The organism is Sinomonas sp. RB5, from assembly GCF_054063535.1.
This window is the reverse complement of record NZ_JBSSGJ010000001.1, coordinates 303,200-328,654: the sequence shown is the minus strand read 5'-3', so window position 1 is coordinate 328,654 and position 25,455 is coordinate 303,200. Positions and strand designations below refer to the sequence as shown.

23 protein-coding genes and 1 tRNA gene are annotated in these 25,455 nt (G+C 73.4%); 12 read left to right on the top strand and 12 right to left on the bottom strand.

The genetic code is table 11. The features are described from left to right. Positions 1–28: 28 nt before the first annotated feature. From ACVWWH_RS01510 to ACVWWH_RS01490, 5 genes are all read right to left on the bottom strand, one after another. On the bottom strand, positions 29–730 hold the full coding sequence (locus ACVWWH_RS01510; protein WP_457315361.1) for a response regulator: 702 nt from the start codon (positions 728–730) through the stop codon (positions 29–31). Further along, on the bottom strand, positions 727–2,262 hold the full coding sequence (locus ACVWWH_RS01505; protein ID WP_457315360.1) for a sensor histidine kinase: 1,536 nt from the start codon (positions 2,260–2,262) through the stop codon (positions 727–729). Before ACVWWH_RS01505 ends, ACVWWH_RS01510 begins: the two co-directional genes overlap by 4 nt. A 55-nt stretch (positions 2,263–2,317) precedes the next feature. Next, positions 2,318–3,262: a cytochrome b/b6 domain-containing protein gene (locus ACVWWH_RS01500; protein ID WP_066499725.1), complete on the bottom strand. Its 945-nt coding sequence runs from the start codon at positions 3,260–3,262 to the stop codon at positions 2,318–2,320. 121 nt (positions 3,263–3,383) lie between these two features. Next, on the bottom strand, positions 3,384–4,550 hold the full coding sequence (locus ACVWWH_RS01495; RefSeq protein ID WP_457315359.1) for a cystathionine gamma-synthase: 1,167 nt from the start codon (positions 4,548–4,550) through the stop codon (positions 3,384–3,386). An 11-nt stretch (positions 4,551–4,561) separates the two neighbouring features. Then, complete coding sequence (locus ACVWWH_RS01490; RefSeq protein ID WP_066502669.1) at positions 4,562–5,947, bottom strand: cystathionine beta-synthase; 1,386 nt, start codon at positions 5,945–5,947, stop codon at positions 4,562–4,564. A 130-nt stretch (positions 5,948–6,077) separates the two neighbouring features. Here ACVWWH_RS01490 and ACVWWH_RS01485 point away from each other — a divergent pair, with 130 nt between their 5' ends. From ACVWWH_RS01485 to ACVWWH_RS01475, 3 genes are read left to right on the top strand one after another with little or no spacing between them, the layout of a single operon-like run. Further along, entirely contained in the window at positions 6,078–6,761 is a 684-nt protein-coding gene (locus ACVWWH_RS01485; protein WP_066499730.1) for a hypothetical protein, read from the top strand. Then, positions 6,758–8,362 carry a DNA polymerase Y family protein gene (locus ACVWWH_RS01480; protein WP_457315358.1) on the top strand — a complete coding sequence of 535 codons (1,605 nt, stop codon included), beginning with the start codon at positions 6,758–6,760 and terminating at the stop codon, positions 8,360–8,362. The genes ACVWWH_RS01485 and ACVWWH_RS01480 overlap by 4 nt, the downstream gene beginning before the upstream one ends. Positions 8,363–8,411: 49 nt before the next feature. Beyond that, complete coding sequence (locus ACVWWH_RS01475; protein WP_457315357.1) at positions 8,412–12,044, top strand: error-prone DNA polymerase; 3,633 nt, start codon at positions 8,412–8,414, stop codon at positions 12,042–12,044. Positions 12,045–12,073: 29 nt separating this feature from the next. Here ACVWWH_RS01475 and ACVWWH_RS01470 read toward each other — a convergent pair whose 3' ends face one another. Then, positions 12,074–12,472, bottom strand: a complete 399-nt coding sequence (locus ACVWWH_RS01470) for a VOC family protein (RefSeq protein WP_457315356.1) — start codon at positions 12,470–12,472, stop codon at positions 12,074–12,076. Positions 12,473–12,600: 128 nt separating this feature from the next. Between ACVWWH_RS01470 and ACVWWH_RS01465 the strand changes: the two genes are divergently transcribed. The 5 genes from ACVWWH_RS01465 (at position 12,601) to ACVWWH_RS01445 (ending at position 17,544) form a co-directional block, all read left to right on the top strand. After that, on the top strand, positions 12,601–13,623 hold the full coding sequence (locus tag ACVWWH_RS01465; RefSeq protein WP_457315355.1) for a DNA-3-methyladenine glycosylase family protein: 1,023 nt from the start codon (positions 12,601–12,603) through the stop codon (positions 13,621–13,623). A 22-nt stretch (positions 13,624–13,645) separates the two neighbouring features. Further along, positions 13,646–14,839: an SLC13 family permease gene (locus tag ACVWWH_RS01460; protein ID WP_066502673.1), complete on the top strand. Its 1,194-nt coding sequence runs from the start codon at positions 13,646–13,648 to the stop codon at positions 14,837–14,839. A 30-nt stretch (positions 14,840–14,869) separates the two neighbouring features. Beyond that, on the top strand, positions 14,870–15,436 hold the full coding sequence (locus ACVWWH_RS01455) for a PRC-barrel domain-containing protein (RefSeq protein ID WP_457315354.1): 567 nt from the start codon (positions 14,870–14,872) through the stop codon (positions 15,434–15,436). 132 nt (positions 15,437–15,568) lie between these two features. Then, complete coding sequence (locus tag ACVWWH_RS01450) at positions 15,569–17,074, top strand: hypothetical protein (protein WP_457315353.1); 1,506 nt, start codon at positions 15,569–15,571, stop codon at positions 17,072–17,074. Further along, the gene (locus ACVWWH_RS01445) at positions 17,071–17,544 is read left to right on the top strand and encodes a hypothetical protein (protein ID WP_457315352.1); all 474 of its coding nucleotides are present in this window, start codon (positions 17,071–17,073) and stop codon (positions 17,542–17,544) included. The genes ACVWWH_RS01450 and ACVWWH_RS01445 overlap by 4 nt, the downstream gene beginning before the upstream one ends. Here ACVWWH_RS01445 and ACVWWH_RS01440 read toward each other — a convergent pair. Further along, positions 17,541–19,250 carry an AMP-binding protein gene (locus ACVWWH_RS01440; RefSeq protein WP_457315351.1) on the bottom strand — a complete coding sequence of 570 codons (1,710 nt, stop codon included), beginning with the start codon at positions 19,248–19,250 and terminating at the stop codon, positions 17,541–17,543. The genes ACVWWH_RS01445 and ACVWWH_RS01440 overlap by 4 nt on opposite strands. Positions 19,251–19,284: 34 nt before the next feature. Here ACVWWH_RS01440 and ACVWWH_RS01435 point away from each other — a divergent pair, with 34 nt between their 5' ends. Continuing rightward, complete coding sequence (locus tag ACVWWH_RS01435) at positions 19,285–19,563, top strand: putative quinol monooxygenase (RefSeq protein WP_457315350.1); 279 nt, start codon at positions 19,285–19,287, stop codon at positions 19,561–19,563. 74 nt (positions 19,564–19,637) lie between these two features. Here the strand turns inward: ACVWWH_RS01435 and trxA are convergent, their stop codons facing one another. The 3 genes from trxA to ACVWWH_RS01420 all read right to left on the bottom strand — a co-directional run bounded on the left by trxA (position 19,638) and on the right by ACVWWH_RS01420 (position 21,849). After that, the gene (gene trxA, locus ACVWWH_RS01430) at positions 19,638–20,015 is read right to left on the bottom strand and encodes a thioredoxin (RefSeq protein WP_066499745.1); all 378 of its coding nucleotides are present in this window, start codon (positions 20,013–20,015) and stop codon (positions 19,638–19,640) included. A 122-nt stretch (positions 20,016–20,137) separates the two neighbouring features. Continuing rightward, entirely contained in the window at positions 20,138–21,406 is a 1,269-nt protein-coding gene (locus ACVWWH_RS01425) for an MFS transporter (RefSeq protein WP_084249578.1), read from the bottom strand. Continuing rightward, positions 21,403–21,849: a MarR family winged helix-turn-helix transcriptional regulator gene (locus ACVWWH_RS01420; RefSeq protein WP_457315349.1), complete on the bottom strand. Its 447-nt coding sequence runs from the start codon at positions 21,847–21,849 to the stop codon at positions 21,403–21,405. Before ACVWWH_RS01420 ends, ACVWWH_RS01425 begins: the two co-directional genes overlap by 4 nt. 124 nt (positions 21,850–21,973) lie before the next feature. Between ACVWWH_RS01420 and ACVWWH_RS01415 the strand changes: the two genes are divergently transcribed. Next, entirely contained in the window at positions 21,974–23,044 is a 1,071-nt protein-coding gene (locus ACVWWH_RS01415; RefSeq protein WP_457315348.1) for a glycosyltransferase, read from the top strand. Between the two features lie 37 nt (positions 23,045–23,081). After that, positions 23,082–24,113, top strand: a complete 1,032-nt coding sequence (locus ACVWWH_RS01410) for an NAD-dependent epimerase/dehydratase family protein (protein WP_066499749.1) — start codon at positions 23,082–23,084, stop codon at positions 24,111–24,113. 70 nt (positions 24,114–24,183) lie between these two features. On the opposite strand, the gene ACVWWH_RS01405 is transcribed toward ACVWWH_RS01410, so the two are convergent. Next, positions 24,184–24,265, bottom strand: a tRNA-Tyr gene (locus ACVWWH_RS01405). Positions 24,266–24,369: 104 nt separating this feature from the next. Then, on the bottom strand, positions 24,370–24,705 hold the full coding sequence (locus ACVWWH_RS01400) for a hypothetical protein (protein WP_457315347.1): 336 nt from the start codon (positions 24,703–24,705) through the stop codon (positions 24,370–24,372). Positions 24,706–24,890: 185 nt separating this feature from the next. Here ACVWWH_RS01400 and ACVWWH_RS01395 point away from each other — a divergent pair, with 185 nt between their 5' ends. Beyond that, complete coding sequence (locus ACVWWH_RS01395) at positions 24,891–25,376, top strand: YajQ family cyclic di-GMP-binding protein (protein ID WP_066499751.1); 486 nt, start codon at positions 24,891–24,893, stop codon at positions 25,374–25,376. The last annotated feature ends 79 nt before the right edge of the window (positions 25,377–25,455 follow it).

Genomic DNA, 25,455 nt, shown 5'->3' with positions numbered 1-25,455 from the left:
GTACCCGCGGCGCCCCATGCGGGAGCGCTCACGGATCGAAGCGGTAGCCCATGCCGGCCTCGGTGTGCAGGTGCCGGGGATGGGCGGGATCCTCCTCGAGCTTGCGCCGCAGCTGGGCCAGGTACACGCGCAGGTACTGGGTCTCCTTCGCGTACGCGGGGCCCCACACCTGCGTGAGGATCTCCCGCTGGGTCACGAGCTGGCCCGCGCGCCGCACGAGGAGGGCGAGGATGTTCCACTCGGTGGGCGTAAGGCGGACCTCGGCGCCCCTGACGACCACGCGCCGCGCGGCGAGGTCCACGCTCAGGTCGCCGGTCTGCAGGCGGGGCGCCTCGCCGCTCCGGGCCCCCCGGCGGGCGGCAGCCCGCAGCCGCGCCAGCAGCTCCTCGAGCCCGAACGGCTTGGTCACGTAGTCGTCCGCCCCGGCGTCGAGGGCCTCGACCTTGTCCTCGGAGCCGTGCCGGGCGGAGAGGACGATGATGGGCAGGTCCGTCCAGCCCCGCAGCCGCCGGATCACCTCGATCCCGTCGATGCCGGGCAGGCCGAGGTCCAGCACCACGATGTCCACGCTGCGCTCGGCGGCGATCTCGAGGGCGTCCTCGCCCGTGGGCGCGGTGACGGCCTCGTACCCGTGGACCCGGAGGTTGATCTGCAGGGCCCGGGCGAACCGCGCCTCGTCCTCGACGATGAGGACCGTGGTGCGGTCGGGGGCCTGGGGCGCCTGGCTCATGCGGCCATCCCCGGCGCCCCGGCCCCCGGAGCCCGCACGCCTTGGGAGAGCGGGAGGGAGACGGACATGGTGAGCCCTCCCCCGGGCGTCTCCTCGGCCTCGATGCGCCCGCCCATCGCCTCCACGAAGCCCTTGGCGACGGCGAGGCCGAGCCCCACGCCCCCTTGGGCCGTGACGTCGCCGAGTCGCTGGAACGGTCGGAACACGACGAGGAGGTCCTCGGGCGGGATGCCGGCGCCGTGGTCCACGACCCGGAGCACCCCGCAGGGGCGGCCGCGCTCGTCCTGCATGCCGCTGCGTGCGGTGAGCTCGACGGCGGCCCCCGGGGCGTACCGCAGGGCGTTCTCGACGAGGTTGGCCACGGCCCGCTCGAGCAGCACCGGGTCGGCGTCGACCGCCGGCGCGTTGGCGGGGATGAGGTCGGCCACGCGGTCCTGGCCCGCGAGCCCCCGGGGCAGGACCTCGCGCCAGGTGACCGGGCGCAGGAGCGGGCGGACGGTGTCGGCGGAGATGCGGGACATGTCCAGCAGGTTCCCGACCACGTGGGAGAGGCGGTCCGTGTAGTCCTCGATGGTGCCCAGGAGCTCGGCCTCCTCCTCCGGGGTGAACTCGACGGAGGCCTGGCGCAGGCTGCTCACGCTGAGCTTGATCCCGGCCAGCGGGGTGCGCAGGTCGTGGGAGACGGCCTGGAGGATCGCGGTGCGGATCGTGTTGCCCTCCTCGAGGCGCCGGTTGGCCTCCCGGCTGCGGGCCAGCTGGGCGCGCTCGCGCATCGCGACGAGGTACACGCCGAAGGCCTGGAGGGTGCGCCGCTCGCCGTCGTCCAGCGGATGCCCCGCGGCGAGGAGGGTGTAGTAGCCGTCGGGGGCCACGGCGTCGTCCGCCGCGGCGTGCGAGACCGGGGGCGCCTCCCCCGCGGTGGCGAGCACGTCCCAGCCGGCGGCCTGCCCGGAGGCGGCCGCGGGGCCGTCCGCGGGGCGCCGGGCGAGCAGCGTGACGGCGCGCAGGCCCAAGGTCGAGCGGACCCGCTCGAGGAACTCCTCCGTCCCGCCGGTCGAGCCGAGGATGCCGAGGGCGAGCTCGGTCATGGCGTCCGCCTCCGCTGCCGCGCGCGTGGCCTGCTCGTAGCGGCGCGTCGCGGCGCCCACGGCGAGGGCCACCGCGCACGCGACGGCGAGGAAGACGAGGAGGCCGACGACGGCCTCCGGGTGCGCCACGCTCAGGCTGCCCACGGGTTCGGCGGTGAACCAGTTGAGCAGGAGGCTCCCCGCCACGGCCGCGATGACCGCGGGCCACAGCCCGCCCACGAGGGCGACGAGGACCGCGGCGAGCAGCTGCAGGAGCTCGACGGTCGCGACCGCGCGCCCGCCCCGGCCGTCCGCGAGCAGCGGGGTGGCGGCGAGCTGGACCAGCGCGGGCAGGAGCGCGGCAAGGACGAGCCCGAGCAGGGTGCGCCGGCGGTCGAGGACGCCGAGCTCCGCGAGCCGGAGCCGGTGCTCGGGCGCCGGGAGGAACGGGATCCGCTGGCTCATGCGGCCATTGTGGCAGGCGGCCCGGCAGGTGCCCGCCTGCCCGGGGGGTTCCGGGTCAGTTCCGGGTCACCGTGCCCATGAGCGAGGCCACCGGCCGCAGGAACAGCGGCCGCGCGAGGAGCCAGAGGCCGGCGATGAGGAGCACGCCGATGGCGAAGAAGATGAACCCGAGCCAGTCCCCGCCGTCGTGCGCGGCGAACATGTGATTGAGGTTCTTCAGCGCCCCGGTGGTGAGCACGAGCACCACGTGGACGATCACGAAGACCACGAAGAAGCCCATGACCGGGAAGTGCACGGCGCGGGCCCACTCCATGGGGTAGGCCTTGTTGAGGCGGGGGGCCTTGGCGTTCGTGGGCCACACGGCGGACATGCGCAGGCCCGTGAGGATCGCGAGCGGTGCGGCGATGAACACGACCGCGAAGTAGGTCAGCTGCTGGAGCGCGTTGTAGTTGACCCAGCCGTCCTCGAGCGGCCAGTCGAGCGAGGCGTACTGCAGGGCCGCGGACACCGCGTGCGGGAAGACGTCCCACGAGGTCGGCACGAGGCGCACCCAGTGGCCGGTGGCGAACATGAGCACGAAGAACACGATCCCGTTCAGCACCCACAGGGCGTCCAGGCACAGGTGGAGCCACAGGTCGAGGCTGATCTTCTTGGGCTGGCCCTTGGTCTTGAAGAACCCCTTGTTGCTGCGCTTCCAGTAGCCCTGCGGCCGGGTCGTGAAGCGGACCTGCAGGCCCGTGCGCACGATCAGCGTCAGGAACATCATGTTCAGGAAGTGCAGCACGTTCAGCCACGCGGGCAGCCCGTCGGGGGCCCAGCTGGGCAGCGGGGCGTGGCCGGGATAGGTCGCGATGAACTGCGAGACCGCCGCGGTGCTGCGCAGCCACTTCGCGCCGAGCACGACGATCGCGAGCACGACGACGGCGCCGACGCCGACCGCCGTCGGCCGGAACCACGGCGCCCGGGTGAACCCGGACTTCGCAGGTGAGGTCTGCGGCATGGAAGGAGTCCTTGGAGAGTAAAGGGTGGGAGGGAGGGTGAGGAAAGGAGGGCGGGTGAGGAAAGGAGGGAGGGTGAGGAAAGGAGGGCGGGTGAGAGGACCGAACAGCGGGCGGGGCGGGTCAGAGCCGCGAGATCGCCGCGTCCAGGTCGGCGATGAGGTCCTCGACGTCCTCGATGCCGACGGAGAGGCGCAGGAGGTTGACCGGGACGGCCAGCTCGGTGCCCTTGACGGACGCGTGCGTCATCTCGGACGGGTAGTTCATGAGCGACTCGATGCCGCCGAGGCTCTCGGCGAGCGTGAACAGCCGCGTGGACTCGGCGACTGTGCGCGCCGCGGCCTCGCCGCCCGCGAACTGCACCGAGACCATGCCGCCGAACCGGCGCATCTGCCTCGCCGCGAGCTCGTGGCCCGGGTGCTCGGGCAGGCCCGGGTAGAGCACCCGCTCGATGCCCGGGCGGCCCACGAGCCATTCGGCGATCTTCTGCGCGTTGTCCGAATGGCGCTCCATGCGCACCCCGAGCGTCTTGAGGCCGCGGGTGGTGAGGAAGGCGTCCATGGGGCCGGAGACGGCGCCGACCGCGAACTGGACGAAGCCGATCTTCTCCGCGAGCTCGCCGTCGTTGACGACGACGGCCCCGCCGACCACGTCCGAGTGCCCGCCGATGTACTTGGTGGTCGAGTGGACGACCACGTCCGCGCCGAGGGCGAGGGGGTTCTGCAGGTACGGGGACGCGAAGGTGTTGTCCACGACGAGGAGGGCCCCGGCGTCGTGCGCGAGCTCGGCGAGGGCGGCGATGTCGGTGACCTTCATCATCGGGTTCGAGGGGGTCTCGACCCACACGAGGCGGGCGCCGCCCTCGGCGACGGCGGCGCGCACGCCGTCGAGGTCCGACATGTCGACGGGCTTGTTGGCGATCCCCCACGGGGCGAGGACCCGGGAGATGAGGCGGTAGGTGCCGCCGTAGGCGTCGTTGCCGAGCACGATCCTGTCCCCCGGCGAGCACAGGGCGCGGATGAGGGCGTCCTCGGCGGCCAGGCCCGAGCCGAAGGAGTAGGCGTGGGAGCCGCCCTCGAGTGCCGCGAGCTGCTCCTGCAGCGCGTCCCGGGTCGGGTTGCCGCCGCGGCCGTACTCGTAGCCGGAGCGCAGGCCGCCGATCCTGTCCTGGGCATAGGTGGAGGAGAAGTGCAGCGGTGGGACGACGGCGCCCGTCCGCGGCTCGAACTCCTGGCCGGCGTGGACGGCCCGCGTGTTGAATCCGGTGGTCTTCTCGCCCTGCTCAGGCATGGGGGTCTCCCTTACTTGTTGAGGTTGGCCAGGAGGTCGTGGCGGGTGAGGATGCCGACGGGCGCACCGACGAAGGTGACCATGACGGCGTCGTCCTCGCTGAGCATCTTGCGCAGCTCCGCCTGGCCCTCGAGGGAGCCGATGACGGGCAGCCGCGGGCCCATGTGCTCGGAGATCTTGTCGGTGAGCATCGCCTCGCCGCGGAACAGCTTGGCGGACAGCGAGCGCTCGTCCACGGCGCCGAGCACTTCGCCCATGACCACCGGGGGCTCGGTCGAGAGGACCGGCAGGTGGCCCACGCCGTACTCGGTCATGATGTCGATGACGTCGCGGACCGTCTCGTTGGGGTGGGTGTGGACGAGGTCCGGGAGGCGGCCGTCCTTGCCCTTGAGCAGGTCCCCGACCGTCTTCTCGTCCTGGCCCGGGAGGAAACCGTAGGAGCGCATCCAGTCGTCGTTGAAGATCTTGGCGAGGTAGCCGCGCCCGGAGTCGGGCAGGACGACGACGACGACCGCGTCCTCAGGCAGGTCCTTCGCCACACGCAGGGCGGCGGCCACGGCCATGCCGGAGGAGCCGCCGACGAGGAGGCCCTCCTCGCGGGCGAGCCGGCGCGTCATGGCGAAGGACTCGGCGTCGCTGACGGCCAGGACCTCGTCCGGGACGGACTTGTCATAGTTCCCCGGCCACATGTCCTCGCCGACGCCCTCGACGAAGTACGGTCGGCCGGTGCCGCCGGAGTAGACGGAGCCCTCGGGGTCCGCGCCGATGACCTTGACCTGGCCGCCCTCGGAGGCGGGCCGGTCCCGGGAGACCTCCTTGAGGTACCGGCCGGTGCCGGTGATGGTGCCGCCGGTGCCGGCGCCGATGACCACGTGCGTGATCCTGCCGTCGGTGTCGGCCCAGATCTCCGGGCCGGTGGTCTCATAGTGGCTGGCCGGGGCCCCCGGGTTGGAGAACTGGTCCGGCTTGAACGCACCGGGGATCTCGCTGACGAGCCGGTCGGAGACGCCGTAGTAGGACTGCGGGGAGTCCGGCGGGACGGCGGTCGGGGTGACGACGACCTCGGCGCCGTAGGCCGCGAGCACGGCGCGCTTCTCCTCGCCGACCTTGTCCGGGACCACGAAGATGCACCGGTAGCCCTTCTGCTGGCCCACCAGGGCGAGGCCCACGCCGGTGTTGCCGCTCGTGGGCTCGACGATGGTGCCGCCGGGGCCGAGCTTGCCGTCCGCCTCCGCCTGCTCGATCATCTTCAGCGCGATGCGGTCCTTGATGGAGCCGCCGGGGTTGAGGTACTCGAGTTTGACCAGGACCGTCGCCTTGATGCCTTCGGTGACCTTGTTCAGCTGGACGAGGGGCGTGTGCCCGATGAGTTCGACGACGGACTTGGCGTACTTCACGACCCCCACTGTAGCCTCTGGGCCCGGACGCGCAGAGGCGGGCGACTCGGGGGTTCACGCACAGCCCGAAGTTTCGAACGGCGCTCCTTCCCCGATTGACTTATTCGAACATGTTTTCGAGAATTGAAGTATGTCCCTCGCCCTCAGCTCCGATCCCGCGGCGGCCGCCGCGGGGCAGCTGCGCGAGCTCCAGGAACGCATCCACACCCTGCAGGGCCGGCGGAACCGCCAGGGCTCGCACCCCGTGCTCCCGTGCCTGGCGCCCCTGTTCCCCGCGGGGCTCCGCGGCGGGGCCGCCTACTCCCTCGACACCCACCTCTCCGTCGCGATGGCCCTGCTGGCCGCGCCGTCCGCCGAGGGTCAGTGGTGCGGCGTGGCCGGGATCCCGGACTTCGGCGCGGAGGCGGCCGCCGGGTTCGGCATCGCCCTCGACCGCCTCGTGCTCGTGCCGGACCCGGGGGCAGACTGGCTCGCCACGGTCGGGGCCCTCGTCGACGTGCTGCCGCTGGTCCTGGTCCGCCCGCCCTCGGCGGCGCGGGCCGGCGAGGCCTCCCGGCTCGCCTCGCGGCTGCGCGAGCGGTCCGGCGTGCTGCTGGTCCTGGGCCCCTGGCCCCAGAGCGAGGCCACGCTGAGCCTGACGGGGTCCAGCTGGGAGGGCCTCGGCCGGGGCCACGGGCATCTGGCGCGCCACCTCGTGGAGCTCCGGGCGAACCACCGCGGGCGCGTCCGCACCGCGACCGTGGACCTCGCCTCCCCCGAGACCTTGGCCCTCCCGGTCCGCGTCCCCCGCCAGGGAGCGGGGAGCCGGCCGTGAGCCCGGCAACGGGCCCTGCCCAGCCGCCCCGGGCGCTCGTGCTGTGGTTCCCGGACTGGCCCCTCGTGGCCGCGCACCTGGCCGGGGACGTGCCGGACCAGGCCGCGGCGGCCGTGATCGAGAAGGGCCTCGTGTCCGTGTGCTCCGCCCCGGCGCGGGCCGTCGGCGTGGCCCGGGGCCTGCGGGTGCGCGAGGCGCAGGCGCGCTGCCCCGAGCTCGTCAAGGTTCCCGCGGACCCGGAGCGCTCGGCCCGGGAGTTCGAACCCGTGGTGCGGGCCCTCGAGACCGCCGTCCCGGGCGTGCAGGTGCTCCGCCCCGGCCTGTGCGCCCTCAGGGCACCGGGCGCGGCCCGCTACTACGGCAGCGAGCAGGGTGCCGGGGGCGCCGCCCTCGAGGCCGTCTCCCGGCTGGGGCTCGAGGCCCGGGCGGGGATCGCGGACTCGGTCTTCGCCGCGGAACAGGCCGCGCGGGGCACCCAGGAGCTCTCTCCCCTGCGGATCGTGGAGCCGGGCGCCTCGGCCCGGTTCCTCGCGCCCCTGCCCGTCGCGGCCCTCGGCGATGCGAAGATCGCCTCCCTCCTGACGCGGCTGGGCCTGCGCACCCTCGAGGACTTCGCGGCGCTGCCCGCCGCCGAGGTCCGCTCCCGATTCGGCGCCGAGGGCCTCGCCGCCCATGCCCGGGCACGGGGCCGGGACCCCCGGCCCGTCCTGCCCCGGGTCCCGCCGGAGCCGCTCGACCGCTCGGCGGACTTCGAGCCCGGGCTCGAGCGCATCGACCAGATCGCGTTCGCCCTCCGCCCGGTCGCCGAGGACCTCGTCGCCGGGCTCGTGCGCGCGGGGCTCGCCTGCACGCAGCTGCGGGTGCAGATCACCGACGACGCCGGGGGCCGCTCCGAGCGCTCGTGGGGGCACCCGCACCAGTTCGGGCCCGGCGACGCGGTCGACCGGGTCCGCTGGCAGCTGCAGTCCGGCGGCCCCGAGGGCGCGGCCCGGCACCGCACCCCGTGGCGCTCCACGGGCGAGGCGCTGGCGGCCCCGGTGGTCCAGATCCGCCTGGCCCCGGAGCGGGTGGACCTCCTCGGGCGGCGCACCCAGACGCTGTTCGGCGGCGTGGACGAGCGGCTCGACCACGGCCTGCACCGCCTCCAGACGATGCTGGGGCACGGATCGGTGCTGCAGCCGGCCGCGGCCGGCGGCCGGCTCCTGGCAGAGCGCTGCCTTCTCGTGCCCTGGGGCGAGGAGGCCCCGGCCGGGACCTCGGACCTCGCCTCCCGGCCCTGGCCGGGGGCCGTCCCGCCGCCCCTGCCCGCCACGGTCTTCCCCGAACCCCTGCCCGTCGCGCTGTTCGGCGACGATGCGCGCCCCCTCGAGGTGGACGACCGCGGGCACCTCGCCTCCGCGCCGGCCTGGTTCTCCCCGGACCCGGGCACGGCCCGGCGCGCTGTGCGCAGCTGGGCAGGGCCCTGGCCGCTGCGCGAGAGGTGGTGGGACGCGGAAGGGAGCCGGCGGGCGGAACGCTTCCAGATCCTCGACAGCGAGGGAGAGGCCTGGCTGCTGCTGGGCGAGGACGGCCGATGGTGGGCCGAGGCCCGGTACGACTGAGGCCGGTACGACCAGAGCCGGCGACGACTGAGAACTGAGGGAGGAACCGATGGGGTGGACCAATCCGCCGATCCCCTGGCGGCAGCTCCACGACATCCTCGACGGCAAGGAGGTCACCGCGGACGAGCTCCGCGGACGCACCGGAGCCGGCCGGGCCCCGGTCGAGCACGACGGCGGGGACAGCCCGGCCTGGTCCCGCAAGCGCGGCCCCTACATCCCCCTCCCCGCGCTCTCCGGCGGACCCCGCGCCGGGGGCGGGGACGGAACCGACGCCCAGACTGCGGGCGCGCACGACGGCGGCCGGTCGCCGTCGTCGGTCGGCTCGCCCGCGGCCGTGCCCTACGCGGAGCTGCACGTCCACTCGCACTACAGCTTCCTCGACGGGGCATCCTCGCCGGAGGAGCTCGTGGAGGAGGCCGTGCGGCTGGGCCTGTCCGCGATCGCCATCACGGACCACGACGGCTTCTACGGGGCGGTGCGCCTCGCCGAGGCCGCCGAGGCCTACGGGCTGGCCACCGTGTTCGGCGCCGAGCTCTCGCTGGGCCTGTCCGCCCCGCAGAACGGGCGGCCTGACCCGGAGGGCGAGCACCTGCTCGTCCTGGCCCGCGGTGAGGAGGGGTACCACCGGCTGGCCGGGGCCATCACCGCCGGGCAGCTCGCCCGGGAGGCGGAGAAGGGCCGGCCCGTGTTCGTCCTCGAAGACCTCGCCGAGCGCCTGCGCGGGCACTGCGTGGTACTCAGCGGGTGCCGCAAGGGCGTGGTCCGCAGGGCCCTCGTCGACCACGGGGAGGCGGCCGCCGAGCGCGCCGTCCGGACGCTCGTGGAGCTGTTCGGCCACGACGGGGTCGCCGTGGAGCTCTACGACCAGGGCAGCCCGCTCGACACCGACCACAACGACGCCCTCGCCGCCCTCGCCGCCCGCCTGGACCTGCCGTGCGTGGCCACGAACGCGGTGCACTTCGCCGCACCGTCCCGGCACCCCCTCGCGACGGCGCTCGCGGCGGTGCGCGCCCGGCGCAGCCTCGACGAGCTCGACGGCTGGCTGCCCGCCACCGACGGCGCGCACCTGCGCAGCGGGGCCGAGATGGCGCACCGGTTCGCGCGCTATCCCGGCGCGGTGGAGAACACCGTGCGCCTCGCCGGAGCGCTGGCCTTCCCCCTGCGCTCCGCCCGCCCGAGGCTGCCGAAGCAGGAGGTCCCGGAGGGCAGCACGCCGATGTCCCACCTGCGGGACCTCGTGGAGCTCGGCCTCGCGGACCGGTACGGCGTCCCGGGACCCGGCTGGCGGGGGCCCGTGCCGCCCGAGGAGGTCCGCGAGCGCCTCGAGAAGGAGCTCGCGGTGATCGAGAAGAAGGACTTCCCGGGCTACTTCCTCATCGTGCACGAGATCGTCCAGTTCGCCCGCAGCCGGGGCATCCTCTGCCAGGGCCGCGGCTCGGCGGCCAACTCGGCCGTGTGCTACCTGCTGGGGATCACGGCGGTGGACAGCATCGCGTACCGGCTGCCGTTCGAGCGGTTCCTCTCGAGCCTGCGCGAGGAGGAGCCGGACATCGACGTCGACTTCGACTCGGACCGGCGCGAGGAGGTCATCCAGCACGTGTACGCGAAGTACGGCCGCGCCAACGCCGCCCAGGTCGCCAACGTGATCAGCTACCGGCCCAAGAACGCGGTGCGGGACGCGGCCAAGGCCCTGGGCTACGGCCCCGGACAGCAGGACGCCTGGTCCAAGCGGCTCGAGCGGTGGGACGCCCTCTCGGCCGCCGGGTCCGACGACGCCGACGGCATCCCGCCACGCGTCGTGGCCCTCGCCGAGCAGTTCCTCGGCTACCCGCGCCACCTGGGCATCCACTCCGGCGGCATGGTGCTCACGGAGCGGCCGGTGGGCGAGGTGGTGCCGATCGAGCACGCACGCATGGAGAACCGGACGGTCCTGCAGTGGGACAAGGACGACTGCGAGTGGATGGGCCTGGTCAAGTTCGACCTGCTCGGCCTCGGGATGCTCGCGGCCCTCCAGTACTGCTTCGACCTGGTCGAGGAGCACTTCGGGGTGCGCTGGCGGATCGAGGACCTCCCCAAGGAGGAGCCCGCCGTCTATGACATGCTGTGCCGCGCCGACTCGGTGGGCGTGTTCCAGGTCGAGTCGAGGGCGCAGATGAGCACGCTCCCGCGGCTGCGGCCCCGGTGCTTCTACGACCTCGTGGTGGAGATCGCCCTCATCCGGCCCGGGCCGATCCAGGGCGGCGCGGTCCACCCCTACATCCGCCGGCGTGCGGGCGAGGAGCCGGTGACCTACCCGCACCCGCTGCTCGAGCCGGTGCTCGAGCGCACCTTGGGGGTGCCCCTGTTCCAGGAGCAGCTCATGCAGATGGCCATGGCGATCGGCGGCTGCACGGCCGAGGACGCCGACCTGCTGCGCCGGGCGATGGGCTCCAAGCGAGGGGTCGAGAAGATCGGGAGCCTGAAGGAGAAGCTCTTCGCCGGCATGGCCGCGAACGGGCTGACGCCCGAGGAGTCGAAGGCGATCTACACCCAGATCGCAGCGTTCGCCGACTTCGGCTTCGCCGAGTCCCACTCCATCAGCTTCGCGGTGCTCGTGTACGCGAGCTCGTGGCTCAAGCTGCACTACCCCGGCGCCTTCCTCGCCGCGCTCCTGCGGGCCCAGCCCATGGGCTTCTACTCGCCCCAGACCCTGGTGGCGGACGCGCGCCGGCACGGCGTCACGGTGCTCCGCCCGGACATCCTCCGCTCCCGCGCGGACGCGTGCCTCGAGCCGCATGATGGGACGCATGATGGGGCGGACGACGCCGGCCGGGAGGCTCCGGCGGCGGGCTCACCGCACGCCCCGGGGCCGGGGGCCTCGACGCAGGCCCCGGCAAGCCCGGGCCTGGAGACGTGCCTGGACCGGGTCCAGCCCCCGCTCGGCCCCTTCGACCCCCAGGCCCCGAATGAGGGGGCCGCCCACCGGCGGGACGGGAGCCGCGCGGTGCGGCTCGGGCTCTCCAGCGTGCGCGGCATCGGCCAGGACCTCGCCGAGAGGATCGTCGCAGAGCGCGAGGCCGGGGGCCCCTTCCGGGAGCTGGCCGAGCTGTCCCGGCGCACCGGGCTCACGGCGGAGCAGCTCGAGGCGCTCTCCTCGGCCGGGGCCCTGGACTCGCTCGGCCTCACCCGGCGCGAGGCCCTGTGGCAGTCGGGGGCAGCAGCCCTCGAGCGGCCGGGCCAGCTCCCCGGGTCCCAGCCCTACGTCCAGCCGCCGCTCCTGCCCGAACTGGCCGCGGAGGACGCCGTGGCCTACGACCTGTGGGCCACCGGCGTCGCCACCGACGACCACCCGCTGCGCCACGCCCGCGGCCGCCTCGACGCGCGCGGCGTCCTGCAGATCAGCCAGCTGGGGACCGCGGCGCCGGGGGGCCGGATCGAGGTGGCCGGGATCGTGACCCACCGGCAGCGGCCGCAGACCGCGCAGGGCATCACCTTCATGAACATCGAGGACGAGACGGGGATCCTCAATGTGGTGTGCAGCATCGGGGTCTGGACCCGCTACCGGCGGACCGCGCAGGCCGCGCCCGCCATGGTCATCCGCGGGATGCTCGAGCGCTCGAAGGAGGGCGTGACGAACCTGGTCGCGGACCGGCTCGAGGCGCTGCCCCTGAAGGCGAAGACGGCCAGCCGCGACTTCAGGTGAGCCCCTCCCGCCCTGCCGGGACGGGGCCGCTACCCGACCTGCGGCCTGCGGGTCTCCCACAGCCCCAGGACGTTGCCCTCCGTGTCCTTGAAGTACGCGGTGAAGCCCATCTCCCCCACGGGCATCCGCGGGAGGACCGTGGAGCCGCCGAGGGACTCGATCTTCGCTAGCGCTGCGTCGATGTCCTCGACGTCGATGGTGACCACCGGCGCGGACGAGGGCGCCTGGGCGCCGCGGGCGAACATCCCGCCGTTGATCGAGCCGGCCTCTGCAGGCCTGCCCTGCTCGTCCAGCGGCGTGGTCCCCACCAGGGTGTACTCCATCTCCGGCAACGGGTTGATCTCCCATCCGAACGCTTCGGCGAAGAACCGGCGGCCCCGTTCCACGTCGTCGAGGGGGATCTCGAAATGGACAACTCCTCCAGCCATGGCGCTGCAGTCCTCTCCTGCTCGTGGAACCCTCAGGCAGTCGGATTCTCGCCCCGCGCGCGCGCAGCCGCTAGGGCAGAAGGACACCCCTGTCAGCTTCTGTCGGCGCCCCGTGGCATGATGCTCCGGTGACGCTCGCTCCCCCGCCCCCTCGGACCGCGGCCCCCGCCGCGGCGCCTCCGGAGGCAGGCTCGGCTCCACGGCGCGCGGACGCCGAGGGCACCTGGGAGGCACCGGAGCACTACTCCCTGGCCGCGACCTGGTTCCCCCTCCAGCGCGGGGACGGCGACCCCAGCTTCGCGCCCCATCCGGGCGGACTCTGGGCCGCCTTCGCGACTCCGGAAGGCACCGTCTCCCTCCTCGCCACCCACCAGCGCGCCCCCGGCCGCCCCAGAACGGTGACGGTGCGCGCGTGGGGCGACGGAGCGGCGTCGGCCGTCGCCTCGGCGCCGGCGATGCTGGGCCTGCACGACGACTGGTCCGCGTTCGACGACGCGGCCTTCCTCGCCGGGCTCCCCCGCCTGGTCCGGGAGACGAGACGGCGCCACCCCGGATTCAGGCTGCCAGCCACGGGACGGATGGTGGAGGCCCTCGTGCCCACCATCCTCGAGCAGAAGGTCACGACCCTCGAGGCCCGCCGCGCCTACCGGTACCTCGTGCGCCGCTACGGCACGCCCGCGCCCGGCGCCGGGCAGTTCGCCCCGGCCGGCCTCATGGTCGCCCCGGACGCACGGGCCTGGCTCGGGATCCCCTCCTGGGAGTGGCACCGGGCCGGCGTCGGCCCGCAGCGCTCGGACACCGTGATGCGGGCACTGCGCTCCGCCGCGGGGATCGAGCGCCTCGCCGCGCGCACCGCGGCCGAGGCCTCGGCGGCCCTGCAGAGCATCCCCGGCATCGGCGTGTGGACCGCCGCCGAAGTCACCCAGCGCACGCATGCAGACCCCGATTCGATCTCGGTGGGCGACTACCACCTCGCGCACTTCGTGGGCTACGCCCTCACCGGCGAGCGCACCGATGACACCGGCATGCTGCGCCTCCTCGAGCCGTGGCGCGGCCACCGGCAGCGGATCGTCCGGCTCCTCGGCCTGTCGGGGGTGCGTGCCCCGCGCTATGGGGCGAGGATCACGATCCAGGATCACCGCCGGCGCTGAGGGGCGACCCTAGACTGTGCCCATGCCCTTGGCCGTCGTCGGAGCCCTGCTGCTCGTCCTCGGCGCCGCCGCTGCGGCCGTGGGCATCCTGCCATGGCCCGCGGTCGGCGCCCTGACCGAGCGCGTCGGCCCCATTCTCGCCTTCGTCGCCTCCATCACCGTGGTGACCGAACTCCTCAACGCCGCCGGGCTGTTCGAGTGGATGGCCTCCTACTTCCGGCGCTGGGGCCGCGGGCGTGTGTGGGTGCTGTGGCTGCTCGTGGTCGGCCTGTCCCTGGCCGCCACCGTGTTCCTCTCCCTCGACACGACGGCGGTGCTGCTGACCCCGATCGTGGTGGTCCTCGCGCGGCGCTGCGGCCTGCCGCCGCTGCCCTTCGCGCTCACCACAGTGTGGCTGGCGAACACCGGCTCGCTGCTGCTGCCCGTCTCCAACCTCACCAACCTCCTCGCCCTGCACGCGCTCGGCTCCGTCTCCCCGGGGGAGTTCGCCGCACGCATGGCGCTGCCCGCGCTGTGGTGCGCGGCCGTGCCGGTCGCGGCGGTGGCCCTCGTGTTCCGCCGCGAGCTGGCGGGGCGCTACAACAGCGTCCGGCTGGGCCGCGTCCAGTCCGATCCGGACGAGGCCCAGGGCGCCCAGGCGTCCACGAGGGACCCCGTGCTGCTCGGCCTCGGCGCCGGCGTCCTCGCGCTCCTCCTCCCGGCCCTCGTGACCGGGGTGCCCGTGTGGATCCCGGCGACGGCGGCCGCGCTCGTCCTCCTCGTCGCCTTCGGCATCCGGCGCCGCACGGTGCTGCGGTGGGCGCTCGTGCCCTGGCAGCTGCTCGTCTTCGCGGCGGGCCTGTTCCTCGTGATGGAGGCGCTGCAGTACGTCGGCGCTCGCGAGCTCGCCGCCGCGGTGCTCGGCACCGGCGACGGCCCCGGCAGCCTCGTGCGGGTCGCGGCCGCGGGGGCCGTGGGCGCCAACGTGGTCAACAACCTGCCCGCGTATCTGGCCTTCGAGCAGGCAGCAGGCGGCCCGGCGCGGCTCGTGGCCCTGCTCGTCGGGGTGAACGCGGGCCCGCTCGTGGCCCCGTGGGCGTCCCTCGCGACGCTCATCTGGCACGAGCAGCTGCGGCGGCTCGGCGTGGGCATCTCGTGGTGGGGGTACGCCGCGGCCGGCGCCGTACTGGTCCCGCTGATGGTGGTCCCGGCGGCCCTGCTCGCGGCCCTCGGGTAACCCGGGCCCGCGGCGTGAGAGGATCGGCGCATGGTCACCCGCGCAGAGCTTGACGGAGTGCTCGAGGCCGGCGGCCGGCTGATCGGCTCCGACGGCACGGACCTCGGCTCGATCGACCAGATCGTGCTGGACACCTCCGGGTCCTGGCCCGCCTTCGTGTCCGTCCGCGCCGGCTTCTTCGGGATCACCCAGCGGTTCGTCCCGCTGGACGGAGCGAGTGTGGACGGCTCCGCCGTACGCGTCGCGTTCGACGCCGACGCCGTCCGGTCCGCGCCGCGCGTCGCCTCCGACCGCGGCGGCCTCAGCAGGGACCAGGCGGCCCAGCTCCGGGAGCACTACGGACTCCCTGCTGACGCTGGCAACTCCGGCACCGCCGAGGTCACCTCTTCGGACGCCGAGGTCGGGTCCCCGGACGCCGGGCCAGAGCACCCTGCTCCCCCACAACCCGGGGCGCCGCCTCCGCCTTCACCATCATCTGGGGTGCCCCCGCACCCGCAGCCCCCGCACGAGCCGGGACCTCCGCACCGCCCGCACGAGCCGGGACCACCGCACCACCCGCGACCGCCGCACCCACCGGGACCGCCGCCCCAGCCATGACCTCGGCAGTCGGTGCTGCCCCGAGGCCGGGGAGCCCTCCCCATCGTGGGCCCGCGGCGCGCCCGCTAGGGTGAGGGGGCAGAGCGGGTGCGGCCGGACACGGCCGCGGCGAGGCACGTGAGGGGGGTCCACGTGGGGGAAAAGGTCGGCGCCGACGTCGAGGCGCTGCGGGGCGCGGCCCGCGCGATGCTTGCACGCGCGGGACGCCTCGAGCAGACGTCCCGGGACGTGGACCGTCTCGTGCGCCTGGACGGGATCTGGGCAGGTCAGGACGCCGAGGCGTTCGGGGCGGCGTGGTTCGGCTCCGCGAGGCCCCAGCTGCTCCTAGTGGCCACCGGGGTGAAGTCCGCCGGGGAGACCATGCTCCGCAACGCGGACGCGCAGGAGGCGACGAGCAGCGAACTCGGCAGCGCGGGCCAGGGCGGACACGGCGAGGGCGGGCAGGGCGGCACCCGGCCGCCCTCGGGCGCGCCGGCACCCGATCCGGTCAGCTCCGACGCCGGCCCCACCGCAGACCACTCCACGCCCCGCTTCCCCGACCCGGGCGCCGCCGACCTGACCACGAGACAGCTGGACGATCTCAAGGGCCGGCTGCACGATGCGGCCACCGATGGCGGCCTCGGAGACTTCTTCGGCGGAAACGAGGGGGACATCGCCGCACTCCGCGCCGCGCTGGCCGCGCTCAGCCCGGCTGAGCTCGACCAATTCCTGCGCAGCTGCTCGGACGTCGAGCTCCGCAGGCTCGGACAGACCGTGGCAGGCGGCAACGGCGGCCTCTTCGACTGGGACGGCACCAGCGCCTTCGACCGCCAGTCCCTTCTGGACACCATGCTCGCCAAGGCCTCCCCCGGACAGGTGGCCCGGGTCGGAAGCCTCATCCCCTGGGCCCAGCCGGACGCCCAGGCGATGGGCGACCAGGCCCGGGGCCAGGGCGGCGACGCCAGCAACCGCTGGATGACCCCTGCAGGGCCGGTGGTCTCAGCCCACCCTCAGGGGCCCGAGGACATCCGCCAAGGTGGGTACGGCACGTGCGCGGTCGATTCCGCCGCGGGAGCACTCGTCACCGCGGATCCGAACTGGGCCCGCGACCACGTGGCAGACAACGGCAACGGCACGGTGTCCGTCAAGCTCTACGATGGCGGCCACGAGCGATGGGTCACGGTCTCCGCGTCGCTCCCCGATGACGGCCAGGGCGGCCAGAAGGGTGCCAAGCCGGGTCCCGGCGGCAACTGGAACGCCTACGTCGAGAAGGCGCTCGCCCAGGTGTACACCGACGACGACGGCCGCGACGGCCCGGGGGACGCGGTCTACGGACCGGGGCACTACCGGGCGATCGAGGGAAACTACGGCCCGGACGTACTGAAGTACCTCACGCCGTCCTCCACCGCCCAGGACCACGACCCGGCCACACTCTGGGATGCGGTGCGCGACCGCCGCCCCGCCATCGTCTCCACGTTCGGCACCAAGCCGGACGGTGCCCCCAGCGGCTACATCGCCGGGCACGAGTTCTTCGCCACCGGCATGGACGGCGACAAGGTGGTGCTCCAGAATCCCTGGGGCCCGTCGGAGACGAAGCTCGTCATCACGAGGGACCAGTACGCGGCGTACTTCCAGAACGCGACGGTGGTGAGCCGATGAGGGCGCGCACCCGGAACGCCGCGTCCGGGCGGCCCACCGGCCCGTCCCTCCTCGCGGGCGCAGCGGGCGCAGCCGCCGCGGCCCTCGCCGTCGCCGTCCTCGCCGGGTGCGGGTCGGCCGCGCCCGCGTCCCCGCCCCCGCAGTCCTCCGCGAAAGGAACCACCGTGGCCGCATGCCAGCACACCGGCGCCTACAAGCTGGTCCCGTCCGTCAACGGCTCGTATCCGCTGCTGCCGGTCTCGCCCCGGGGCGCCGACGCGACGCCCCGGGTCCGCCTCGTCTCGGCCAGGCCGGCGGCGGACCCCGCCACGGTGGACCTCTCGCTCATCGCCGACGATCCCGCCTTGGGCGGTCCGAAGGAGTTCCCCGGGCTGACCGTCGGCGAGACGGCCGAGTACGCCGGCTACACCGTCCGGGTGACCGCAATCTGCGAGGGAGAGGTCTGGTTCGACCTCACGGCACGGCCCTAGGCCGGCGAGGCCTCCCCGAGCCCCAGCCGCGCGACCGCCTCTTCGCGCATCTGGACCTTGCGGACCTTCCCGGAGACGGTCATGGGGAACGAGTCGCGGATGTCCACGTAGCGCGGCACCTTGTAGTGCGCCAACTCACCCTTGCAGTACTCCGCGATGTCCTCGGCGGTGAGCGGCTGCGCGCCGGGCCGGAGGATGATGCACGCCATGAGCTCCTCGCCGTAGGTCGGGTCGGGAACCCCGATGACCTGGACGTCCTGGATGTCCGGGTGCCGGTAGAGGAACTCCTCGATCTCGCGCGGGTAGACGTTCTCGCCCCCGCGGATCACCATGTCCTTGATCCGCCCCTCGATCATCACGTAGCCGTCCTCGTCCATCCGGGCGAGGTCGCCCGTGTGCATCCAGCCGTCCGCGTCGATGGCCTCGGCCGTCTTGTCGGGCTGGTCCCAGTACCCGGCCATCACGGCGTAGCCGCGGGTGCACAGCTCCCCGATGGCCCCGCGTTCCACGGTCTCGCCGGTCGCCGGGTCCACCACCTTGCTCTCGAGGTTGGGCATCGTCCGTCCGACGGTGCCCGTGCGCTGGGCGAGGGAGTCCCCCGCACGGGTCATGGTGGAGACCGGGGAGGTCTCGGTCATGCCGTAGCAGATGGCCACCCCCTCCATGTGCATGTCGGAGATGACCCGCTCCATGACCTCGACCGGGCACGTCGAGCCGGCCATGACCCCGGTGCGGAGCGTGCCGAGCCGGTAGGAGCCGAAGTCGGGCAGCGCGAGCTCGGCGATGAACATGGTCGGGACGCCGTAGAGGGAGGTGCCGCCGAAGTCCTGGACGGCCCGCAGGGCGGCGTCGGGCTTGAAGCCGCGGCCGGGCAGGATCGTGGCACAGCCGTGCGAGTACGCCGCGAGGTTGCCGATGACCATGCCGAAGCAGTGGTAGAACGGCACCGGGATGACCACCCGGTCCTCCGGGGTGTAGCCGAGCAGCTCGCCGATCGCGAACCCGTTGTTGAGGATGTTCCGGTGCGTGAGCGTGGCGCCCTTGGGGAACCCCGTGGTGCCGGACGTGTACTGGATGTTGATCGGGTCCTCCGCGGAGAGCATCGCCGCCCGCTCCTCGACGGCCGACGCCGGCACCTCGCCCGCGCGGGCCACGAGGGCCTCCCAGGTGGTCTCCTCGCCCGACGCCGGCACGCCGGGCTCGAACACGGCCTCGCCCGGGGCGTGGGGCGCCGGCAGGAACACGAGCTCGCGCAGGTCGGGGCATTCGGCGAGCGCGGTGCGGGCCATGGCGACGTACTCGCTCGTGCGGTCGCTGGGCGCGACGACGAGCATGCGCATGCCGTTCTGCCGGACCACGAACTGCAGCTCGTGGGCGCGGTAGGCCGGGTTGACGTTGACGAGGATGGCGCCGATGGCCGCGGTCGCGTACTGGACCACCGTCCACTCGGCGCAGTTCGGGCTCCAGATGCCCACGCGGTCGCCCTTCGCGACGCCCGCGGCGAGGAGCCCGCGGGCGGCGGCATCGACGTCGTGCGCGAGCTCCGCGGAGGTCCAGCGGCGGGCGGCGTCGGCGCGGCCGTCTCCCGCCGCCTCCACGAGGGCCTCCCGGTCAGCGTGCTGCCCGACCGCGCGGGCGAAGTTGGCGCCGATGGTCTCTTCGAGCAGGGACATCGTCGTCTCGCCTGCCGTGTAGGAGCTCTGCATGGATGAAAGCTACCAACTCGGTAGGCTGGCGACCATGACTGATCCCGTGCGCCTGAAGGCGACCTTCATCCCCAACGAGGGCGAGTTCTTCCGCGTCAAGCTCGCCCTCGACATCGCGATCGAGGAGGTCCAGCGCGAGCCCGGCTGCCTCCAGTACGAGATCACCGACGAGTCAGAGGACCGGTTCGTGCTCTCCGAGCTCTGGGCCTCCGAGGAGGACCTCGAGAGGCACTCGAAGGGTGTGGCCGTGCAGGACCTCAACGAGTCGCTCAGCGCCCTGCTGGCCGAGCCGATCACCATCGAGCGCCTGTAGGAGCCCGGACGCAGCAACGGCGCCGCCCCCAGCTGCTGGGAGCGGCGCCGTTCGCGCGCAGGGGGCGCGGTGCGTCAGTTCTGCGGGCCCTGGGCCTGCGCCTCGGCGACCTTCTTGTGGACGTCCTCCATGTCGAGGTCCTTCACCGCGGTGATGACCTGCTCGAGCGCGGAGGCGGGCAGGGCGCCGGGCTGCGAGAAGACGAGGACCTTCTCGCGGAACGCCATGAGGGTCGGGATCGAGGTGATGTTCGCCTGGGCGGCGAGCATCTGCTCGGCCTCAGTGTCCACCTTGGCGAACACCACGTCCGGGTGCTTCTCCGAGGCGGCCTCGTAGGTCGGGGCGAACTGGCGGCACGGGCCGCACCACGACGCCCAGAAGTCCACCAGGACGATGTCGTTCTTCTCGATGACCTCGGCGAAGTCCTCGCCGGTGACGTTCTTCGTTGCCATGCCGCGCTCCTTGCTCTCTGTGCGGGTGACCCTGCGGGGTCGGTCTGAAAGTCTCAACGATACCCATGGGGGTTTCATTCCCGGGGTACGGGCTCCCGGCCTCCTTCCCCGTGGGCCGGGACTCAAACCGCCGCGGGCTCGTGCGCCTGGATGTACTTCCGGCCGCCCAGGGCGATGCCGATCGAGATGACGAGGGCGGCGGCGGAGGCGTAGAACGGCACGGGGGCCCCGTAGGTCTCGCCGAGCCACGTGGCGATGAAGGGGGCGAGGGCGCCGCCCATCCAGCGGACAAAGTTGTAGCCGGCGCTCGCCACGGGCCGCGGCGCGTCGGAGACGCCCATCGCGAGCTCCGTGTAGACGGTGTTGTTGATGCCCAGCAGCGCCCCGGCGACGATCGTCAGGACCACGACGGCGGGGACCGCGTGGGCGGCCGCCGAGAGGGCCATGCCCACCAGGACCACGGCCAGCCCGGCGAGCGTGCCGGCCAGGACCTTCACGTCCCCGAAGCGGGCCTGCAGCTGCGGGGCCACGAAGACCGAGAAGAGCGCGAGGGCGACGCCCCAGCCGAAGAACACCGCGCCGATCCCGTAGGCGCCCATGCCGAGGATGAACGGCACGAAGGCGAGCACGGTGTAGAAGCCGAAGTTGTAGAAGAACGCGCTGCCGGCCACCGAGCGCAGGCCGGCGTGGCCGAGGGCCTGGAGGGGATCGCGGAACCGGGTCTTCTTCGCCGACGGCTGGGTCTTCGGGAGGGTCGCAAGGATCGCGATGAACGCAATGGCCATGAGCGTCGCGGTGCCGAAGAACGGCATGCGCCACTGCCACCCGCCCAGGAGCGCCCCGGCGAGCGGGCCGAGCGAGAGGCCGAGGCCGAGGGCTGCCTCGTAGAGGATGATCGCCGTGGACGTCCCGCCGGAGGCGACGCCGACGATCACGGCGAGCGCGGTCGCGACGAACAGGGAGTTGCCGAGGCCCCAGCCGGCGCGCCAGCCGATGAGCTCGGCCACGCTCTGGCTCGTGCCGGACAGGCTCGCGAACGTCACGATGAGCGCGAGGCCGATCAGCAGGGTCTTCTTCCCGCCGATCCGGGAGGAGACCCAGCCGGTGACGAGCATCATCACGGCGGTGACGAGGAAGTAGCTCGTGAACAGCAGCGAGACCTGGCTCGGGCTCGCGTCAAGATTCTGGGCGATCGCGGGAAGGATCGGGTCCACGAGGCCGATGCCCATGAAGGCGAAGACGGACGCGGCGGCCGTGGCCCAGACGGCCTTGGGCTGGCGGAAGAACGAGGCCTTCTCGGCCTCGAGCGTCTCGTGCGGAGCCGGGCCGTGCTGGGGCGCGGGGGCGGATTCGCGGTGGGATTCGGGCTGGACGCCGGTGTCGGCGGTCATGCGGGCGGCTCCTGGTTCATCACGTACTGGTTGATCTTGTCCATCACGGGCAGCGCGGCCGCGAGGGCCGCGCGCTCATCGTCGTCGAGCGTTGCGAGGGCGGCGGCCATCCGCTCGGTGCGGCGCGCGTTGGCGCGCTGCGCGGTCGCGTCGCCCTCGGGGGTCCGGCGCACGACGACGGCCCTCGCGTCGTGCGGGTCGCTGCACCGTTCGAGGAGGCCGGCCTTCTCGAGCCGGGCGACCTGCTCGGTGGCCGTGGGCACCCGGACGCCGAGGTTCTTGGCGATGGCCCCCATGCGCAGCCCCTCGCCGGCGACCATGTTCAGGACGCTCAGCTGGGCGGCTGAGAGCTCGGAGAGCTCGTCGAGCCGGCGGGCCATGTAGGTGCCGTAGCGGATCGCGTCCCTGAAGCCCTCGGCCAGCCGGGCAAGCTCCTCATTCATACTTAGGTACCCTAATAGTTAGGCACCCTAATGTCAAAGTGCCCCCCGTGATTGGCTCGACCACGGGCGCCCTCCCCCGTAGCATGACGCGCGGAGGGGCCGGCACGGCCCGTGGAGGGGGACAGTGGCCAGATTCCTGTTCGTGACGTGGGACGGCGGCGGCAACAAGGTTCCGGCCGTGGCCCTCGCCGAGGAGCTCGCGCTGCGGGGCCACGCGGTCAGTGTGCTCGGTGATGCCGCCCAGGCCGCCGACTTCGCCGCCCCGGGCGTGCGCTTCGCGTCCTTCTCCACGACCCGGACGTTCCCCTCCGGCTCCACGCCCCTGGACATGGTGCGGATCGCCTCCGATCCGCCGATGCGGCGCGACGTGCTGGCGGACCTCGCCGCGCACCCGGCCGACGTGATCGTGGTGGACGTGGCCCTGTTCGGGGTCATGGACGCGCTGCGGCGGGCGGGCCGCGAGTACGTGGTCCTCGAGCACACGCTGGACGGGGTGCTGCGGCGGGTGCTCCCCTCCCTCGACGCCGTGCTCCGGGTGCGGGGCCTGCGCGCCCTGCGCCTGCTCAACGCCGGCCGGCCGGTCCTGGCGCCGACCATCCCCGAGCTGGACCGGGGCCACGGCGACGTGGTGCACCTCGGGCCCATGGTCCGCGCCGTCCCGGCCCGGCCCGCCGCGCCCACCGTGGTCCTCTCCCTGAGCACCGCCCCGTATCCGGCCCTCGTCCCGACCTGGCGGAGGGTGCTCGATGCCGTGGACGGCCTCCCCGCCCGGGTCGTGGCGACCCTGGGCTCCGGGCTCGCCGCCGGTGCGCTGCGGGTGCCCGCCGGCGTCGAGGTGCACGGCTGGCGCCCGCATGCCGAGCTCCTGCCCGAGGCCTCCCTCGTGGTCAGCCACGGCGGCCACGGCACGGCGGTGGCCGCGCTCGCCCACGGGGTCCCGCTGCTCGTCCTGCCGCTGGACCGGGCCACCGACCAGCCGTGGGTCGGCGCGGCGGTCCAGCGGGCCGGCGTCGGGCGCCGCCTGTCCCGGACGGCCCGGCCGGCGAAGATCCGCGCGGCAGTGGAGCAGCTCCTCGCGGACGGCCCCCACCGCGAGGCGGCCGCCCGGATGGGCGAGCGCGCCCGCGCGCTCGACGGGCGCGCCCGGGGTGCCGAGGTGCTGGAGATGGTTGCCCGGCGCGGCCTGCGGGAATGAGCACAGGGACAGGGACCGCACTGCCGAAGGAGCAACCATGCGCATCGCCATCGTCGGAGCCACCGGGAACGTCGGCACCGCGCTGCTGAGGACGCTGGCCGCGGGCGGCCACGAGCTGATCGGTGTCGCCCGCCGCGCCCCGGATCCCCGGGCCGAGCCCTACCGCAGCGCCTCCTGGCACCAGATCGACATCGGCTCGCCGGATGCGGTCCCGGCGCTGCGGAGCGCCTTCGGCGGGTGCGACGCCGTGGTGCACCTGGGGTGGATCATCCAGCCCAATCACCACCAGGACGATCTCCACCGGGTCAACGTGGAGGGGAGCTGGCAGGTCTTCGAGGCCGCGGCCGAGGCCGGGGTGAGGCACCTCGTCTACGCCTCCTCCGTGGGGGCGTACAGTCCCGGGCCCAAGGACGAGCGCGTCGACGAGTCGTGGCCCACCGGCGGGCTCCACACCTCGCACTACAGCCGGCAGAAGGCCGCGGTGGAGCGGCTGCTCGACCGCTTCGAGGCGGACCATCCGGACATCACCGTCGCACGGCTGCGTCCGGGGCTGATCTTCCAGTCGGGGCAGGCCTCCGAGGTGGGGCGCTACTTCCTGGGCCGCTTCATCCCCCAGCAGATCGCGCGCTCGCGGGTGCCGGTGCTGCCCATGCCGCCCACGATGGTCTTCCAGGCGGTCCATGCCGAGGACGTCGCCGACGCCTACGCCAAGGTGCTGGCCGCCCACGCCCGCGGCGCCTTCAACGTGGCCGCCGAGCCCGTCCTGGACCCGACCACCTTCCCGCCGGTCCTGGGCGCCAAGAAGTCGGTGCCGCTACCGGCCGCGGCGCTGCGCGCCCTCGTGTGGCTCTCGTGGAAGCTGCGGATCCAGCGCACCGACCCGGGCTGGATCGACATGGCCGTGCAGGTGCCGATCATGGACACCTCGCGCATCCGCTCCGCGCTCGGCTGGGAGCCGCGGCGCTCCTCGCAGGAGGCCGTCACCGCGGTCCTCGGCGGCATGCAGGAGGCGGCCGGCGTGCAGGCCTCCGCGGCGCTGCGGCCCGGAGACCAGGCTGCGGAGAACTGACGGCGCTCGCCGGCCAGACGCCAGAAGGGCCCGGCCTCATCGAGAAGATGAAGCCGGGCCCTTCGTTCGGTGGCAGATGAGGGATTCGAACCCCCGTAGGCAATGCCAGCTGATTTACAGTCAGCCCCCTTTGGCCGCTCGGGTAATCTGCCGAACGCCACGCCGTGGTCCACAGCCAAGCCGTGTTCCGCGGTGCGAGCAAGACAACCTTACAGAACATTGGCCCACGCGTCGAATCCGCCGCGGGGCCGGGGAATCAGGCCGTCTCGGCGGCGGGTGCGCCGTCGCCGTCGGCCGTCTGCGCCGCCTCCTCGGAGGCGATGGCGCGGGCAACCTGGGCCTCGAAGAACGCCGCCTGCTCATCGGTGATCTGCCTCAGCGCGACGGCCCGAGCGAGGTCCGCATGCACGGCGTCGAGCCGTGCGGATGCCGCGGGGGCCGGAGACATGGCGATGCCGGCGGCGAGCGTCGCGGCGGCGACCACTCCCCCGGCTGCTGCGGCCGCCCGGCCGGCGATCGACTTCTTCGGTGCTGTATCGTCCGGCGCCTTCGCCGGAACGCCGTCTTCGGAACGTGGCGCGTTCTCCGCCATGGACCCTCCCTCGCGAGCCTTCAGTGGTACCAACGCTCGCAGTTTCCCTTGCGATCCGACTGGGGTTCGGCTGTGAGTGAACTGTGGGCATTCCGCGGTGCCGCCCAGATATTACCCGGGCCCGCCGGGGCCCAAGCGGCTAGGCTGGGGGGCAGCACCCAGACCCGTCCAGACGGAGGTTACCCATGGCAGATTCGACGTTCGACGTTGTCAGCAAGGTCGACAAGCAGGAGGTCGCCAACGCCCTCAACCAGGCGCAGAAGGAGATCGCCCAGCGGTACGACTTCAAGGGCGTGGGCGCCGAGATCGACTTCAGCGGCGAGAAGATCCTCATGAAGGCCAACGCCGAGGAGCGCGTCAAGGCCGTCCTGGACGTCTTCGAGTCCAAGCTGGTCAAGCGGGGCATCTCCCTGAAGTCGCTCGATGCCGGCGACCCGTTCGCCTCGGGCAAGGAGTACCGCATCGAGGCCTCCATCAAGGAGGGCATCTCACAGGAGCACGCGAAGAAGATCTCCAAGCTCATCCGGGATGAGGCGCCCAAGAGCGTCAAGGCCCAGATCCAGGGCGACGAGCTCCGGGTCTCCTCGAAGTCCCGCGACGACCTCCAGTCCACCATCTCCCTGCTCAAGGGCTACGAGGACGTCGACCTCCAGTTCGTGAACTTCCGCTAGGCCCCCGCGGGCCGTCCACGCCACAGCGTGGAGCACGACGCCGGCCGCCCCCCCCGCGCGGGGGGGGCGGCCGGCGTCG

What these genes read in the sequence shown, in the direction of transcription:
- ACVWWH_RS01510 (WP_457315361.1), bottom strand. Translation starts at nt 730, where the DNA reads ATGAGCCAGGCGCCCCAGGCCCCCGACCGCACCACGGTCCTCATCGTC.
- ACVWWH_RS01505 (WP_457315360.1), bottom strand. Translation starts at nt 2,262, where the DNA reads ATGAGCCAGCGGATCCCGTTCCTCCCGGCGCCCGAGCACCGGCTCCGG.
- ACVWWH_RS01500 (WP_066499725.1), bottom strand. Translation starts at nt 3,262, where the DNA reads ATGCCGCAGACCTCACCTGCGAAGTCCGGGTTCACCCGGGCGCCGTGG.
- ACVWWH_RS01495 (WP_457315359.1), bottom strand. Translation starts at nt 4,550, where the DNA reads ATGCCTGAGCAGGGCGAGAAGACCACCGGATTCAACACGCGGGCCGTC.
- ACVWWH_RS01485 (WP_066499730.1), top strand. Translation starts at nt 6,078, where the DNA reads ATGTCCCTCGCCCTCAGCTCCGATCCCGCGGCGGCCGCCGCGGGGCAG.
- ACVWWH_RS01475 (WP_457315357.1), top strand. Translation starts at nt 8,412, where the DNA reads ATGGGGTGGACCAATCCGCCGATCCCCTGGCGGCAGCTCCACGACATC.
- ACVWWH_RS01470 (WP_457315356.1), bottom strand. Translation starts at nt 12,472, where the DNA reads ATGGCTGGAGGAGTTGTCCATTTCGAGATCCCCCTCGACGACGTGGAA.
- ACVWWH_RS01460 (WP_066502673.1), top strand. Translation starts at nt 13,646, where the DNA reads ATGCCCTTGGCCGTCGTCGGAGCCCTGCTGCTCGTCCTCGGCGCCGCC.
- ACVWWH_RS01455 (WP_457315354.1), top strand. Translation starts at nt 14,870, where the DNA reads ATGGTCACCCGCGCAGAGCTTGACGGAGTGCTCGAGGCCGGCGGCCGG.
- ACVWWH_RS01445 (WP_457315352.1), top strand. Translation starts at nt 17,071, where the DNA reads ATGAGGGCGCGCACCCGGAACGCCGCGTCCGGGCGGCCCACCGGCCCG.
- ACVWWH_RS01440 (WP_457315351.1), bottom strand. Translation starts at nt 19,250, where the DNA reads ATGCAGAGCTCCTACACGGCAGGCGAGACGACGATGTCCCTGCTCGAA.
- ACVWWH_RS01435 (WP_457315350.1), top strand. Translation starts at nt 19,285, where the DNA reads ATGACTGATCCCGTGCGCCTGAAGGCGACCTTCATCCCCAACGAGGGC.
- trxA (WP_066499745.1), bottom strand. Translation starts at nt 20,015, where the DNA reads ATGGCAACGAAGAACGTCACCGGCGAGGACTTCGCCGAGGTCATCGAG.
- ACVWWH_RS01425 (WP_084249578.1), bottom strand. Translation starts at nt 21,406, where the DNA reads ATGACCGCCGACACCGGCGTCCAGCCCGAATCCCACCGCGAATCCGCC.
- ACVWWH_RS01420 (WP_457315349.1), bottom strand. Translation starts at nt 21,849, where the DNA reads ATGAATGAGGAGCTTGCCCGGCTGGCCGAGGGCTTCAGGGACGCGATC.
- ACVWWH_RS01410 (WP_066499749.1), top strand. Translation starts at nt 23,082, where the DNA reads ATGCGCATCGCCATCGTCGGAGCCACCGGGAACGTCGGCACCGCGCTG.
- ACVWWH_RS01400 (WP_457315347.1), bottom strand. Translation starts at nt 24,705, where the DNA reads ATGGCGGAGAACGCGCCACGTTCCGAAGACGGCGTTCCGGCGAAGGCG.
- ACVWWH_RS01395 (WP_066499751.1), top strand. Translation starts at nt 24,891, where the DNA reads ATGGCAGATTCGACGTTCGACGTTGTCAGCAAGGTCGACAAGCAGGAG.